Origin of the sequence: Actinomycetospora sp. (assembly GCF_036497245.1) — a bacterium.
Taxonomy (GTDB): Bacteria; Actinomycetota; Actinomycetes; order Mycobacteriales; family Pseudonocardiaceae; genus Actinomycetospora.
Genome location: NZ_DASXJS010000269.1, coordinates 37653 through 51505, shown reverse-complemented (window position 1 = coordinate 51505; position 13853 = coordinate 37653). Strand labels below are relative to the sequence as shown.

Genomic DNA, 13853 nt, shown 5'->3' with positions numbered 1-13853 from the left:
GTGGCGACGGTGCTGCGCCGGGCGTCGCGGCGCTCCCTCGTCGTGCTGCTGACCGGGCTCGACGACGCCGTGCTCGCCGACGGTCTGGAGCCGTTGCTCGGCCCGCTGCTGCACCGGCACACGCTGCTCGTCGCCGGGGTGTCCGACCCGGTGGTGACGACGATGGCCGCGGGGCGCGGGGACGCGGCGGCGGTCTACGGGGCGGCGGCGGGGCAGGTCGCGCTCGCCGAGCGGCGCGACGTGGCGGCCCGCCTGACCCGGCGCGGGGTCGAGGTCCTCGACGCCGCCCCCGACGATCTCGCCCCGGCGCTCGCGGACCGCTACCTCGCGCTGAAGGCCCGCGGGCGGCTCTGAGTCCCTCAGCCGACACGAGTGACCGACGTGTCGCGCACACACTCCGCGGCAACGCCCAGCACCCCGCAGAAACCGACGCGCCACGCGCCGGCCCGGGCACGACTCGACGGGCCCGCTGCCGGAGTGTGGGCGGAATCGGAGGACGGCTCCGCGACCCCGGCCGGTCAGGTTCCGACCCGGGTGCGGCCGAGACGCAGGGCCGAGACCAGGAAGAAGACCCCGCCCAGCAGCGCGTAGCCGGCCACGGCGGTCAGCGACGCCCCGCCGTTCGACGCCATGAGGACGAACGAGACGCCCGCCAGCACGGAGATGCTCCCGCTGGCGATCATCGCCCACTGACCTCCCAGTCGGCGTCGCCGGACGGCCACGACGAGCTGCACGACGCCGGCCACGACGGCCCAGGCTCCCCAGACCCGCAGCACGGCCGGGATGCCGGAGGTGAGGGCGACGGCGAGTCCGACGGCGGCGACGGTGCTGATCGCCATGGTCGCGTACTGACCCGCGGCCGACCCACCGCCGGAGCCGCCCGCCCCGTCGACCCGTGAGGAGCGGGCGTCGACGGCGGCCGCGGCCACGTCGAACGCCGGGTACAGCACGAGCAGCACCGCGGTCAGCACACCGATGCTCGACGCGGTCAGGAACAGCAGGACCGCCCAGACGAGGGCGAACCCGAAGCGCACGAGGTAGAGCCGCCGGAGCGTCGGTGCGACTCCGGCGGCCGCCGGGGCGGTGGCGGTGGTCATGGCGTGTACCTCCAGGCAGAAAGACCGTTCTCTCTTGACATACGGAGCCTGCCACGGCGCGTCGTCGCTCCACAAGACCGATCGTTCTTTCTGCTAGCCTCGGGTCGTGACCACGCCGACCCGCTCCGCGCCCGACGGCACGAACGACGGTCCGGCGGCCCCCCGGCGGTCCGAGGCGCGGGAGCGGTTGCTGGCCACGGCAGGCGGGCTGTTCTACCGGGAGGGCATCCGGGCCGTCGGGGTCGAGCGGATCCTCGCCGAGGCGCCGGCCACGCGGGCCACGTTCTACCGGCACTTCCCCTCGAAGGAAGACCTGGTGGTCGCCTACCTGCGCGGCGTCGACGCCGACATCCGGGCCCACGTGCAGGCCGCCATCGACGCCGCCCCGTCGCCGGCCGACGCGCTGCGGGCGATCGGGACCGCCGTCGCCGACGACCTGGCCAGGCCGGAGTTCCGCGGGTGCGCCTTCCTCAAGGCCTCCGCCGAGTACCCCGACCCCGACGACCCGGTGCGCCAGGTGGTCCTCGAGCACCGCGCCTGGTACGTGTCCACGCTCGCCGAGCTGTTCACGCAGGTCTTCGGGACCTCACCGCGACGGGGCAAGCCGGAGCACGCCGCGCGGCACTTCGTCATGATGCGCGACGGGGCGATGTCCGGCGCCCACCTCGACGGCGCCGACAGTGTCGGCGCCGCGTTCCACCGCGGCGTCGAGGGTCTGCTCACCGTCCTCCACTGAGCAGTCCTCCATTGAGCAGTCCTCCACTGAGCACCCGGCACAGCACCGGACGCGCCCTCAGGTCCCGTCGTCGGCGAGCGGCACCCCGGCACGCTCACGCAGCAGCCGACGCCCCCGCAGGACGTACGCGACGAACCCGAGCTCGGCGAGCACCCCGATCCCGATCCGCGCCCAGGTCGGCAGGCCGGACGGGGTCACGAACGCCTCGATCACCCCGGAGATCGCCAGCACCCCGGCGAGACCCAGGGCCATGCCCGCCGTCACCCGGCCCTGCCGGGCGAGCGCCGTGCGGCGGGAGTCGGGGCCGGGGTCGATCCACGTCCACCCCAGCTTCAACCCGGCGCCCGCGGCCACGAACACCGCCGTGAGCTCGAGCAGCCCGTGCGGGACGATGAGCCCGAGGAACAGATCCAGCCGGTCGTTCGCGGTCATGATCCCGCCGACCACGGCGACGTTCGCGACGTTCTGCAGCAGCACCCACAGCACCGGGAGAAGCAGGATCCCTGTGATCAGGCACGTCGCCGCCACGAGCGCGTTGTTCGACCAGACCTGCGCCGCGAACGACCCGGCCGGGTTCGACGTGTAGTAGGACGCGAACTCCTGGTCGACCAGGCGTCGCGTCTGCTCCGGCGTGGAGATCGCCGCCGCGACACCCGGCCCGGTCGCCACCCACCACCCGACGACGACCATGACGGCCAGCGAGCACAACGCCGTCGTCACCCACCAGCGCGCCGAGGCGGCCAGGGCCGCGGGGAACTCGTCGGTGACGAAGCGCAGCGGATCGCGCCACGACCACGACGACGAGTCCGTCACCGCCGCCCGCGCCCGCGCCACCAGCGAGGACAGCCGCGACACCAACGAGGGGTCGGGCGAGGAGGAGCGGACGACGGAGAGATGGGTGGCGGCGCGGCGGTACAGGTCCAGGGCCTCGTCGGCCTCCTCGACACTCCACCGCCGGCGGCGCAGCAGGTGATCGAGACGGTCCCACTCCACGCGGTGGGCGTCGGTATAGGCGTCGACGTCCACTCGGCCCCCTGTTCTCCCGTGGACACCGCTCCCTGCCTGGCAGCATGTCCGGTCGTGACCCCACCCGAGCCCGCCACGGGCGTCGTCGTCGGCGAGGCGGTCGAGCTGGATCTCGTCCCCGCCAAGCTACCGACCCGGGGCCTCGCGTTCGGCCTCGACGCGGTGATCGTCGGGGCCGTGCTGACCGCGGTGGTCATCGTCGTCGTCGTGGCCGGGGTGGATCTCGACTCGGCGCTCGCGACGGCGCTGACGGTGGCGCTCGTCGTCCTCGGGCTCGTGGCGTGGCCGACGGCCTGGGAGACGCTGACCCGCGGCCGGACCCCGGGCAAGGCCGCGTTCGGGCTCCGGGTGGTGCGCGACGACGGCGGGCCCATCCGGTTCCGGCACGCGCTGGTCCGGGCGCTCACCGGCCTGTTCGTGGACTTCGGTCTGCTCAGCGGCGTGATCGCGATGGTCGTCTCGGCGTGCTCCCCGCAGGGGCAACGGGTGGGCGACCTGCTGGCGGGCACGCTCGTGCTGCGCGAGCGGGTCCCGCGCTCGACCCGCGCCCGGGCGCTGCCGCCGCCGGACCCCGCACTCGCCGGCTGGGCGTCGACGCTGCAGCTCGCGGCGCTGCCGGACGATCTGGCCCTGTCTGCGCGGCAGTTCCTCGGCCGCACCGGCGAGCTGGACCCGGCGGTACGGCGCACCCTGGGGGAGCGGCTGGCCTCCGACGTCGCGGCGCGGGTGGCCCCGCCCCCGCCGGCGGGCATCCCCGCCGAGACCTACCTCGTCGCCGTGCTGGCGGAGCGCCGTCGGCGCACGTGAGCCGACGTCCTCGCCGCGACGACGATGCCGTTCACGTGCGGCGGAGCCGCACGCTCGACGAGACCACGAGCACGCTCGACAACGCCATCGCCAGGCCGGCGATCAGCGGGCTGAGCAGGCCGAACGCGGCGAGCGGGAGCGCGGCGACGTTGTAGCCGAACGCCCAGACCAGGTTGCGGCGGATCGTCGTCGCGGTCCGGCGGGCGAGGTCGAGCGCATCCGGGACGGCGGCCAGGTCCTCGCGCACCAGGATGACGTCGGCCGCCTCGAGCGCCACGTCGGTGCCCGCGCCGACGGCGAGCCCGAGGTCGGCGGCCGCGAGGGCGGGGCCGTCGTTGATCCCGTCCCCGACCATCGCCACGCGCGCCCCGTCCCGGCGGCGCGCGGCGATCGCGGCGACCTTGTCCTGCGGCAGCACCTCGGCGACCACCTCGTCCACCCCGATCGCGGCGCCGACGGCCTCGGCGGCCCCGGCCCGGTCGCCGGAGAGCAGCACCGTGCGCAGCCCGGCCGCGCGCAGCCGGGCGATCGCGGGCGCGGCCGAGGGCTTGATCTCGTCGGCGAGCTCGAGCACGGCCACCGCCTCGGCCGCCTCCGCCCCGTGCGGCGCGGGCGGGCCCAGTTCGACGACGACCAGGGTCGAGTCCGCGGCCGGTTCGGGCGCCCAGGGCGGCATCCCACCGACCAGCGAGGGCCGGCCGAGACGCACGGCGACACCCTCGACGGTTCCCCGCGCCCCGAGTCCCGGCAGCGCCGCGAACCCCTCGACGGCGGGCAGGTCGCTCGCCTCGTCGAGCGCCCGCGCCACCACGGCGCGGGCGACGGCGTGCTCCGAGCAGTCCTCGACGGCGCCGGCCAGCCGCAGCACCCGCGCCCGGTCCTCGCCGGGGGCGACGTGGACCGCGCGCACCGTCATCGCGCCGGTGGTGACCGTGCCGGTCTTGTCGAGCACGACGGTGTCGACGGTGCGGCTCGACTCCAGCGCCTGGTGGCTCTTGAGGAAGATCCCTTCCCGGGCACCCCGACCGGACGCGACGAGCATCGCGGTCGGCGTCGCCAGCCCCAGCGCGCACGGGCACGCGATGACCAGCACCGAGAGGGCCGCCGAGAAGATCTCCCCGGCGTCGCCGCCCACGAGCCACCAGCCGAGCGCGGTCACGACGGCGAGACCGATCACCACCGGCACGAACACCGACGAGATCCGGTCGACCAGCCGCTGCACCGACGCCTTCGACGCCTGCGCCGACTCGACGAGCCGGATCATCCCGGCGAGCTGCGTGGCCGACCCGACCGCCGTCGCCGTCACCACCAGCCGTCCGCCGGTCGCGACGGTGCCGCCGGTCACGGCGTCGCCCTCGGCCACCTCGACCGGCACCGTCTCGCCGGTGAGCATCGAGCGGTCGACCGCGGACGCGCCGGACTCCACGACGCCGTCGGTGGCCACCTTCTCCCCGGGCCGCACCACGAACCGGGTACCGACGGCGAGGGCGGACGCGGGCACCCGGGTCTCGGTGCCGTCGGGGAGCAGCACGGCGACGTCGCGCGCGGCCAGCGCCGCGAGGGCGGCCAGGGCATCACCCGCGGACCGCTTGGCCCGGGCCTCGACGTAGCGCCCGGCGAGCACGAACGTCGTCACCGCGGCGGCGACCTCGAGGTAGAGAGGGCCCACCGGGTCGAGGAACACCTGCAACGCGCCGCCCGCCCCGACGTCGGGCAGGCGGCCCAGGAGGATCGAGCCGAGCGACCAGACGGTGGCGGAGATGATGCCCAGCGAGATGAGGGTGTCCATCGACGAGGCGCCGTGGCGGGCGTTGACGAACGCCGCGCGGTGCAGCGGCCACGCCGACCACCCGACCACCGGCGCGGCGAGCGCCACGACCACCCACTCCCAGCCCGGGAAGCGCGCGGCGGGCAGCACCGAGAGCGCGAGCGGCAGGTCGACCATCGGGATGAACAGCACCGCCGCGACGACGAGGCGGCGCCACAGGTCGCCGACGCGGTCGTCCCTCGCCGGCGGAGTCCGGCCGTCGGAGTCCTCCGGCCCCCGCAGCGGCGTCGCGCCGTAGCCGAGCTTCGCGACGACCTCGACGACCGTGCCCCGGTCGACCGCCGGGTCCCGCAGGACCGTGGCCCGCTCGGTGGCGTAGTTGACCGTTGCCGAGATCCCCTCGACCTTGTTCAGCCGCCGCTCGATCCGCGACGCGCAGGCGGCGCAGGTCATCCCGCTGAGCAGGAAGTCCTCGCCCGCCCCGGGCCCCGGCGCGGCATCGCCCGAATCCGGACGATCCCGGACATCTCCGGCGGGCGTCGTCAGCTCGGTCATGGGATCGATGGTGCGCCCCGCGCGCGGTCGCGCGCGCAGCGGGTGTCACCATCGGGCCCGTGACCAGCACCAGCGCGTCGGATTCGGGAGGGTCGTCACCGGTCGGGTCGCAGAGTCCGATCGACCCGCAGGGTCCTGACGGCGGGGCCGGGCCCACCCCGGACGAGAGCCCGTCCGGCGCCACCGGCGCGGCGACGTTCGCGCTGGTCGTCGCCGTCATGGGCCTGGTGAGCTCCTGGACCGGCTGGGGCGGGGTGGCCCTCGGTCTGGTCGCGGTCGTCGCGGCACTGGTCGCCCTGATGCGGGTGCGCTCGGGGCGGGCCGTGGGACGGGCGAAGCCGGTGGCCGCGCTGGTCGTCGGGCTCGTCGCCGTGGCGATCGGCACGGCCGTCGAGTGGCCGACCATCGAGAGCGCGGTGACCTATCTGCACGCCTCGCAGGCCCGCACGCTCGACGAGTGCATGCGCCAGGCGATCAACGAGAAGGAGCAGCACGTCTGCAAGTCCCAGCACCTCGACGAGTACCGGGCGCGGTTCCCCGGACGCCTCGATCCGTGACGCGCCGGCTCGCGCCCGCGAGCTGGGCCTGCGCCGCGGGCGCGCTGACGGTGCTGGCGGGCGCGCTGCTGCTGGGACGGTCGGCCTACCCGGTACTCGGCCTCGCCGATCCGGGTGAGCTGGTCCGGTTGGGTCTCCCGGTGGTGCGGCTGGCGGCGACCGGGGCGGCGGCGGTCACGCTCGGCGCGCTGACCCGGTCGCTCGTGCTCGTCGACGGGGCCGCAGGTCCGTCTGCGCGCGCACGGGCCAGCGCCTCGGCGGCGGCGTGGACGTGGGCGGGCCTCGCGGTCGTGACGGCGGTGCTCACGGTCGCCGACGTCTCCGGCGGGCTCGCGGCGCCCGGGCCGGACCTCGTGGTGCAGCTGGTCGTGCGGGCGGCCCCGGTGGGCTGGCTGGCGTGCGCGGCAGGCGCGGCAGTGGTCGCGGTGTGGGTGCGCGAGGCACGGACGTGGTCCTCGACCCTCGGCGTCTCGGTCCTCGCGGGCGTCGCCCTGCTCGGGCCGGTGGTGACCGGGCACGCGATCGACGGGGTCGGCAAGGACCTCGGCGCGCCCGCCCTCGGGCTGCACGTGATCGCGGCGACGGTCTGGCTCGGCACGGTCGGGGCGCTGCTGGTGGGGGCGCCCGACGGGGAAGGGCAGCACACCGACAGCGGGGCCCGGCGCCGGTTCGCGGCGCGCGCCGGCGCGGTGTCGACGGTGTGCGCGGTGGTCACCGTGGCGAGCGGTGTGCTCGCGGCCGCCGTACTCGTCCCCTCGGTCGGGGAACTGGCGACGGCGTACGGGGGGCTGGTGCTCCTCGCGGCGGCGGTGACGGTGGTGGTGCTCGGGGTGCTGGCGCGCCGCCGTCTCGCCGCTCGAGGATATGGAGCTACCGACGTCCGACGTCAGCGTCGCCGCATCGCTGACACTCGAGCGGCCGCGCTCGAGCTCGGGCTGCTCGCCGTGGTCACCGGGCTCTCGGTCGCCATGACCCGCGCCGTCCCCCCGGTACAGGCGCCGTTCCACACCACCCCCACCGAGGCCGTCCTCGGGTTCGGCATCCCGGACCCGCCGTCGGCCGCCACGTTGCTCGGTGACTGGCGCCCCGACGTCGTCCTCGTGACCGTGGCCGTCGTCCTCGGGGTCGTCTACGGCCGGTGGCGCCACCGGGTCGAGGGGTGGCCGGTGGGGCGCACCGTCTCCTGGTTCGCGGGCTGCGCGGTCCTCGTGCTCGCGACCTCCTCCGGGCTCGGGCGCTACGCCGACGCGCTGTTCAGCGCCCACATCGCCGAGCACATGCTGGTCGGGATCGTTGCGCCCGTGCTGCTGGTGCTGGGCGGGCCGGTGACACTGGCGCGCCGCGCGCTCCCCGAGGACTGCGACGCCCGGGACCGGCTCGAGGCGCTGCTCGAGGCGCCCGCGCTGCGGGTGCTCGCCCACCCCGCCGTCGCGGCCGTGCTCGTGGTGGGCTCGCCGTTCCTGCTGTACCTGACGCCCGCGTTCTCGCTGCTGCAGCCGCTCGGCTGGCTGATGCCGGCGATCTCGCTGTGGTTCCTCGGGGTCGGCTACCTGTTCTTCTGGGTGCTCGTCGGGGTCGACCCGCCCCCCGGTCCCCGACCCCCGCACGTGGCCCGGCTCGCGGTCCTCGTCGCGTCGATGCCGTTCCACGCGCTGTTCGGTGTGATCCTGCTCGCCGCCGACGAGCCCGTCGCCCAGATCCCGTCGACCCTCGCCGCCGACGGTGGGGGCGGCCAGGTCTTCGTCACCGACTTCTACTCGCACCTGCGCCTGGCCTGGGCGGTCGACCTGCTGGCGGACCAGCACGTCGCCGCCCTGCTCGCGTGGGGGATGGGCGACGCGCCGCTGCTCGCGGTCGTCGTCGTCCTGCTCGTGCAGTGGCACCGCGCGGGCGCCGACGAGGACGCCGCCGCGCGGGAACTGCTCGCCCGGCGCTGAGTTCCCACCATGTGGGACGCGTCTCGCATCTTGAGTGGTCGTGAGGCATGCTGACGACTCGTGAGCGCCGAACCCGCGACCGCTGACGTCGCACCGAGCCGACCACGGCGCCGCTGGGCGATCCTCGCCGTCGGAGTGCTCGCGCAGACCGCGGCATCCTCGTTCGTCTACGGCATCCCGTTCCTGGTCCCGGCCCTGCGTGACGAGCGGGGCCTCTCCCTCGCCGAGGCCGGGCTGCTTGTCGCCGCCCCGACGACGGGGCTGCTGCTCACGCTGGTCGCGTGGGGGTTCGTCGTCGACCGCGTGGGGGAGCGGTTCCCGATGGCCGCGGGTCTCGGACTGGCCGGGGTCGTGGTCGGCGGCGTGGCCCTGTCCCCGCCGTCGTCGCTGGTGACGATCTCGCTGCTGCTCGGCCTCGGCGGGATGGGTGCGGCGTCGGTGAACGCGGCGAGCGGCCGGCTGATCATGGGCTGGTTCACCGTCGAGGAGCGCGGCGTGGCGATGGGCATCCGCCAGACCGCGCAGCCGCTCGGGGTCGCCCTCGCCGCGCTGGTCCTGCCCGTGCTGTCCACCACGCAGGGACCGTTCGTGGCCCTCGGGTGGACGGGGCTGGTGTGCCTGGTCGCGGCGGTGCTCGTCGTCCTCGTCGCCCAGGACGCCCCACGGCGCGCCCCCGCCGCGCACGAACCGACCGGGAACCCCTACGGCACCCCGACGCTCTACCGGCTGCACGCGGCCTCGGCGCTGCTCGTGCTGCCGCAGTTCGCGATCTCGGCGTTCGCCCTCGAGTACCTCGTCCGCGAGCTGGGGTGGTCACCCGGGATCGCGGGCGTCTTCGTCGCCGTTGCCCAGATCCTCGGCGCCGCGGGGCGCATCGCGACCGGCTGGTGGTCCGACCGGGTCGGCTCACGGCTGCGCCCGATGCGCCAGCTCGCGGGCGGCTCCGTGCTGGTGATGCTCGGGTTCGCCCTCGGGTCGGCGTGGGTGCCGTTCATCGCCGTCGCGGCGATCGTGGTCGGCGCGATCGTGACGGTGGCCGACAACGGCCTCGCGTTCGTCTCCACGGCCGAGATCGCCGGCCAGGCGTGGTCCGGCCGGGCGCTCGGCGTGCAGAACACGACCCAGAACATCGTCGCCTCGGCCGCCCCGCCGGTGCTGGGCGCGCTGATCGGCGCGACGAGCTACGGGGTCGGCTTCGCGGCGGCGGCGATCGCCCCGCTGGTGGCGATCGCGGTGGTGCCCACGCGCGCGGAGCGGACCTAGACCAGGAAGCGGAACGCGGGCGAGCCGGGCTCGAGCGCCTCGATCTGCAGCGGGGAGCGCGCCATCCGCTCCAGGAGCGGCTCGTAGTCCTCGCGGACGCCGATCTCGACGCCGACCAGCGCGGGCCCGGAGTCCCGGTTGTCCCGCTTGACGTACTCGAAGCGCGTGACGTCGTCGTCCGGGCCGAGCACCTCGTCCAGGAAGCGCCGCAGCGCGCCCGGCTCCTGCGGGAACTCCACGAGGAAGTAGTGCTTGAGACCCTGGAAGCGCAGCGAGCGCTCGATGACCTCGGCGTAGCGCGAGACGTCGTTGTTGCCGCCGGAGAGGATGGCGACCACCGTCTCGCCGGGCGTGAGGTCGAGCTCCGGCCCGTCCGAGCGCAGCGCGGCACCGGCCAGGGCGCCCGCGGGCTCGGCGATGATGCCCTCGGTCTGGTAGAGCGCGAGCATCTCGGTGCACACCAGACCCTCGTCCACCGCGAGCAGCTGGGCCCCCGAGCGACGGATCAGCGGGAAGGTCACCGCGCCCGCCTTGCGCACGGCCGCGCCGTCGACGAAGCGGTCGAAGCCCTCCTCGGGCAGCACCGTCGGCTTGCCCGCGTGCAGGGCGGCGGCGACGTTGCGCGCGCCCGCGGGCTCCACGCCGACGACCCGCGTGCGGGGATGGGTGGCCTGCAGCCACGTCGCGGTGCCCGCGAGCAGCCCGCCGCCGCCGACCGGCACGACGACGACGTCGGGCGCATGCCCGAGCTGCTCGATGGTCTCGGCGATCACCGTCGCCTGCCCCGCGACGGTCCGGCTGTCGTCGAAGGCCGGGACCAGCGTGGCGCCGTTCTCCTCGGCGAAGGCGGTCGCCGCCGCGGAGGCCTCGTCGTAGGTGTCGCCCTGCACCACCAGGTCGACCATGTCCCCGCCCAGCGCGGCGATCCGCTCGCGCTTCTGACGGGGGGTCGTGGAGGGGATGAGCACGCGCCCGCGGACGCGGTGGGCCTGGCAGGCGAACGCGAAGCCCTGGGCGTGGTTGCCTGCGGAGGCACAGACGACGCCTGCCGCGCGGGCCTCGTCGTCGAGCTGCGAGATCAAGTTGTAGGCCCCGCGGAGCTTGTAGGACCGCCCGACCTGCAGGTCCTCGCGCTTGAACCAGACGTCGGCGCCGGAGTCGGCCGACAACCGCGGGTTGTACTGCAGCGGTGTGACCTCGGCGATCCCGGCGAGACGCTCCGAGGCCTCGAGCACCTGCTTCTCGAACGCCGTCCCGTCCCCGCCCGCCATCGCACTGCTCCCTGCTCGTCTGATCCGAACGGCCCATGGTAGGTCGGCGGGGCCGCCGACGGGCCGAGCGACCCCTCCGACGTCGGTCACCCGGGGGCGCGGCAGCCCTGGGGCCTCTGGCCGATGGCGGACTCGCTAGGCAATTGATCATGCCGAGCGGGACACCGGCCGGCGATCCGGAAACATGATCCACATCCGTGCGGCGGAACGCATCGGATCTGCGGCGTTCCGCCGCACGACTCGCGATCTCGGGCCGCCGGAACGATCCCCTGGCCGGGCGGAGACTGTCGGTGCGCCCTGGTAACTCTCCGGTCGATCGACCGAGGAGGACCGATGAAGGTGCTGGTGGCCACGGGGCAGACCCAGGGCACGCGACGCAACGACTACCACTGGGCCGTCGAGAGTGAGCTCGTGCGCATCGGAGAGGTGTGCCGCAAGGACCGCGACGACCCGGACGGAGGCTGCGGGTGCGGCCGCGGCTTCGCCGGGCTGAACTCGCACCGGGCGACGACGACGGCGCGGGTCGCCGACGTCCCGCTGACGCCCGACGACTACGTCGAAGCCCTCCGCTCGTCGCTCCACCAGCAGGGATGGGACCCGTCGCATGCCCGCGACGAGGCCGAGGATCTCGCCGATCTGGCGGTGCACTGGCCGGTCGGCACGGTTCTCGAACGGCGCCTGGACCTGCTCTCCCGCCGCACGCTGCCGAGCGGACTGCCGACATGAGCAGCGGTCGCGAGTCCACCTCGATGCCGTCACGACCGCCGGACGCTCCGGGCCGCGCTCGACCTGTGAGGGTCCCGTTTATCGTGGTGATCGACCCCGAGGCCGATCCAGGAGAGGACGCAGTACAGCGATGAGCGAGACGATCGAGTTCCAGGCCGAGGCCCGTCAGCTACTGCAGCTGATGATCCACTCGATCTACTCCGACAAGGACGTGTTCCTGCGGGAGCTGATCTCCAACGCGTCGGACGCGCTGGACAAGCTCCGCATGGAGTCCTACCAGGACAAGGACCTCGGGGTCGACACCTCGGACCTGCACGTCGAGCTGCGGACCGACGCCGAGAACCGCACGCTGACGATCGCCGACAACGGCATCGGGATGTCGCGCGACGACGTCGTCAGCGTGATCGGCACGATCGCGAAGTCGGGCACCGCCGAGACCCTGGCGAAGCTGCGCGAGGCGCAGGCGGCCGGGTCGGAGGAGGCGAACGCCGAGCTGATCGGTCAGTTCGGCATCGGCTTCTACTCGAGCTTCATGGTGGCCGAGCGGGTCGAGATGACCACGCGCCGCGCCGGCACCGACGGCGGCGTGCACTGGGAGTCCGCGGGGGAGGGGACCTACGAGATCTCCGAAGTTCCCGACGCGCCCCAGGGCACGAGCATCACCGTGCACCTCCAGGCCGAGGACGCCGACGACAACCTTCACGACTACGCCGACCCCGCCACCGTCCGGCGCATCGTCAAGCGCTACTCGGACTTCATCACCTGGCCGATCCTGCTGAACCCCGGCGCACCCACCGCGGTGGAGGGTGCCGAGGAGGACGACGAGGCGGAATCCGAGGACTCCTCCCTCGAGCCGATCAACTCCCGCAAGGCCCTGTGGGCGCGTCCGCGCTCGGAGGTGACCGACGAGGAGTACGCCGAGTTCTACCGCCACGTCTCCCATGACTGGCAGGAGCCGCTGGAGACCATGCGGTTCACCGGCGAGGGCACCTTCGAGTACCAGGCCCTGCTGTTCCTTCCGGCGCACGCGCCGATGGACCTCTACATGCGCGACGCTAAGCGCGGCGTGCAGCTCTACGTCAAGCGCGTGTTCGTCATGGAGGACTGCGAGGCGCTCGTCCCCGAGTACCTGCGGTTCGTCAAGGGCGTCGTCGACGCACAGGACCTCTCGCTCAACGTCTCCCGGGAGATCCTGCAGCAGGACCGTCAGATCCAGCTGATCCGCAGGCGGCTCGTGAAGCGCGTCCTGCAGACGGTCACGGCGATGCGCACCGAGAACGCGGAGAAGTACGCGACGTTCTGGACCGAGTGCGGCCGCGCTCTCAAGGAGGGCCTGCTCACCGACCAGGACAACCAGCAGGCGATCCTCGAGGCCTCCTCGTTCGACTCCACGCACGACCCCGAGAAGCCCACGACGCTCGCCGAGTACGTCGAGCGCATGCCCGAGGGCCAGGAGTCGATCTACTACGTCACGGGCGACTCGCGCGCGAGCGTGGAGAACTCCCCGCACATCGAGGCCTTCCGCGCGAAGGGGTACGAGGTCCTGCTCCTGACCGACCAGGTCGACGAGGTGTGGGTCGGGACGGTATCGGCCTACGGCTCCGGCGAGGACGCGAAGCCCTTCGCCTCGATCGCCCAGGGCGACGTCGACCTCGGGGACGACGCCGCGAAGCCCGAGGGCTTCGACGACCTCCTGTCCTGGATGACCACGACCCTCGCCGACGACGTGGCCGAGGTCCGGCTCTCCACGCGGCTCACCACCTCGCCGGCGTGCCTGGTGGGTGAGGTCGGCGCCATCCCGCCGCAGCTCGAGCAGATGATGCGCTCGATGGGCCAGGAGCTTCCGGTCCAGAAGCGCACCCTGGAGCTCAACCCGAAGCACCCGCTCGTCGAGAACCTCAAGGCCGCGCACGAGACGAAGCCGGACGACGCCGGGGTCGCCGAGACCGCCTCGCTGCTGCACGACATGGCGCTGCTCGCCGAGGGCGGGGAGCTCAAGGAGCCCTCGGTCTTCGTCGGGAAGCTGGCGCAGCGGTTGGCGGCGACCCTGTCGTGACCGGGGCGAGCGAAGCGACGGGGGAGATGTGACCGGGGCGAGCGAAGCGACGGG

At 74.1% G+C, this 13853-nt stretch carries 11 protein-coding genes and 1 pseudogene; 8 read left to right on the top strand and 4 right to left on the bottom strand.

Features of this window, described 5'->3' with window-relative positions; translation table 11 throughout:
- A pseudogene (locus tag VGI02_RS27575) lies at positions 1-354 on the top strand (DUF58 domain-containing protein); the annotation flags it as partial.
- 164 nt (positions 355-518) lie between these two features.
- Here VGI02_RS27575 and VGI02_RS27570 read toward each other — a convergent pair.
- Positions 519-1097, bottom strand: coding sequence for a hypothetical protein (locus VGI02_RS27570; protein ID WP_331633003.1), 579 nt, complete (start codon positions 1095-1097; stop codon positions 519-521).
- A 106-nt stretch (positions 1098-1203) separates the two neighbouring features.
- Here VGI02_RS27570 and VGI02_RS27565 point away from each other — a divergent pair, with 106 nt between their 5' ends.
- On the top strand, positions 1204-1833 hold the full coding sequence (locus VGI02_RS27565; RefSeq protein WP_331633001.1) for a TetR/AcrR family transcriptional regulator: 630 nt from the start codon (positions 1204-1206) through the stop codon (positions 1831-1833).
- A gap of 57 nt (positions 1834-1890) precedes the next feature.
- Here the strand turns inward: VGI02_RS27565 and VGI02_RS27560 are convergent, their stop codons facing one another.
- Positions 1891-2859: a stage II sporulation protein M gene (locus VGI02_RS27560; protein WP_331632999.1), complete on the bottom strand. Its 969-nt coding sequence runs from the start codon at positions 2857-2859 to the stop codon at positions 1891-1893.
- 54 nt (positions 2860-2913) lie between these two features.
- Here VGI02_RS27560 and VGI02_RS27555 point away from each other — a divergent pair, with 54 nt between their 5' ends.
- Positions 2914-3666 (top strand): RDD family protein, encoded by a 753-nt coding sequence (locus tag VGI02_RS27555; protein WP_331632998.1) that lies wholly within the window; start codon positions 2914-2916, stop codon positions 3664-3666.
- Positions 3667-3697: 31 nt separating this feature from the next.
- On the opposite strand, the gene VGI02_RS27550 is transcribed toward VGI02_RS27555, so the two are convergent.
- Positions 3698-5989, bottom strand: a complete 2292-nt coding sequence (locus VGI02_RS27550) for a heavy metal translocating P-type ATPase (protein ID WP_331632996.1) — start codon at positions 5987-5989, stop codon at positions 3698-3700.
- A gap of 59 nt (positions 5990-6048) precedes the next feature.
- Here VGI02_RS27550 and VGI02_RS27545 point away from each other — a divergent pair, with 59 nt between their 5' ends.
- The 3 genes from VGI02_RS27545 to VGI02_RS27535 are packed head-to-tail and all read left to right on the top strand — an operon-like array spanning position 6049 to position 9746.
- The gene (locus tag VGI02_RS27545; protein WP_331632994.1) at positions 6049-6546 is read left to right on the top strand and encodes a hypothetical protein; all 498 of its coding nucleotides are present in this window, start codon (positions 6049-6051) and stop codon (positions 6544-6546) included.
- On the top strand, positions 6543-8483 hold the full coding sequence (locus VGI02_RS27540) for a cytochrome c oxidase assembly protein (protein ID WP_331632992.1): 1941 nt from the start codon (positions 6543-6545) through the stop codon (positions 8481-8483). Before VGI02_RS27545 ends, VGI02_RS27540 begins: the two co-directional genes overlap by 4 nt.
- A 60-nt stretch (positions 8484-8543) precedes the next feature.
- Positions 8544-9746 (top strand): MFS transporter, encoded by a 1203-nt coding sequence (locus tag VGI02_RS27535; protein ID WP_331632990.1) that lies wholly within the window; start codon positions 8544-8546, stop codon positions 9744-9746.
- On the opposite strand, the gene ilvA is transcribed toward VGI02_RS27535, so the two are convergent.
- Positions 9743-11017, bottom strand: coding sequence for a threonine ammonia-lyase IlvA (gene ilvA, locus VGI02_RS27530; RefSeq protein WP_331632988.1), 1275 nt, complete (start codon positions 11015-11017; stop codon positions 9743-9745). The two genes, VGI02_RS27535 and ilvA, sit on opposite strands and share 4 nt — an antisense overlap.
- A gap of 333 nt (positions 11018-11350) precedes the next feature.
- Between ilvA and VGI02_RS27525 the strand changes: the two genes are divergently transcribed.
- Both VGI02_RS27525 and htpG read left to right on the top strand, forming a co-directional pair.
- Complete coding sequence (locus VGI02_RS27525) at positions 11351-11743, top strand: DUF7715 family protein (protein WP_331632986.1); 393 nt, start codon at positions 11351-11353, stop codon at positions 11741-11743.
- Between the two features lie 130 nt (positions 11744-11873).
- Entirely contained in the window at positions 11874-13799 is a 1926-nt protein-coding gene (htpG, locus tag VGI02_RS27520) for a molecular chaperone HtpG (protein WP_331632984.1), read from the top strand.
- Positions 13800-13853 lie beyond the last annotated feature (54 nt).

Coding starts and splice junctions, on each gene's coding strand:
- VGI02_RS27570 (WP_331633003.1), bottom strand. CDS start 1,097: ATGACCACCGCCACCGCCCCGGCGGCCGCCGGAGTCGCACCGACGCTC.
- VGI02_RS27550 (WP_331632996.1), bottom strand. CDS start 5,989: ATGACCGAGCTGACGACGCCCGCCGGAGATGTCCGGGATCGTCCGGAT.
- ilvA (WP_331632988.1), bottom strand. CDS start 11,017: ATGGCGGGCGGGGACGGGACGGCGTTCGAGAAGCAGGTGCTCGAGGCC.
- VGI02_RS27525 (WP_331632986.1), top strand. CDS start 11,351: ATGAAGGTGCTGGTGGCCACGGGGCAGACCCAGGGCACGCGACGCAAC.
- htpG (WP_331632984.1), top strand. CDS start 11,874: ATGAGCGAGACGATCGAGTTCCAGGCCGAGGCCCGTCAGCTACTGCAG.